Source organism: Rothia sp. HMSC069C04, assembly GCF_001812895.1.
Taxonomy (GTDB): Bacteria; Actinomycetota; Actinomycetes; order Actinomycetales; family Micrococcaceae; genus Rothia.
Map to the genome: position 1 here is coordinate 162,088 of NZ_KV810762.1, position 728 is coordinate 162,815.

2 pseudogenes are annotated in these 728 nt (G+C 55.4%); both read right to left on the bottom strand.

Annotated features, from left to right (window positions below):
• A pseudogene (locus HMPREF2879_RS08260) lies at positions 1-352 on the bottom strand (glycine/betaine ABC transporter permease); the annotation flags it as partial.
• Between the two features lie 2 nt (positions 353-354).
• Positions 355-728 (bottom strand): annotated as a pseudogene (locus tag HMPREF2879_RS08265) (DUF6318 family protein); the annotation flags it as partial.

Here is a 728-nt window from a genome sequence, read left to right on the forward strand (position 1 = left end):
GCACGTACCTGCCGTTGCGCTCGTAGGCGGTGTAGACAAGCAGACCAGTTGAATCACCCTGTTTGGCAAGCCCATCAAACTTCTCAGTCGGCTCAAGGGAAGCCAGTACCTTATCCCGCTTGAAAAGGCGCGCTTCGTGCTTTTCCTCATTGGTGGCGAGGATACCGGTCTGTCGACCGACGATGAGAGCGCCGAGGGTGCCCACGCCTGCTATTGCGAGGGCACGACGAGAAAAACGGGGCTTCCGCGGCTCCTGCTGATGAGCAAGTAGCTGACCAGAAGATGCCGACGGAGCTTCCTGGGAGGAACCCAGCGTTCCGTTCGTCTCCTGTTCCTTACGTTGGGGTCCCATGGTTATACCTCCTTTTCAGGGATGAAGTGAATATCCCATCCGGGATCGAGGAAACGCGAGCGCAAGGTCCCGTGGATTGCTCCGTCGCGAAGGAGTCCGCGCGTGTCGAATTCGGCGATGGGCTGTAGCTGCCCGGTATCTTTCCGGAAAACTTTTGCTTCGGGAAGGATGTCGAATTTGACGTTCCAGTCGAAGATTTTTTGTTCTTCATTATGGATGCGCGGCTGCGCCTCAAGGATGTGCATGGTCAAGATTTGTTGATTGGGGGTGATGACCCAGCCTTTCCCTTCTTCAAAAAGGTCTTGAATGGCGGGGAAGAATAGTTCTTCGGTGGTCATTGCGTATTCGAGGCGGCGCGAATCGGATGCCAAAAGCA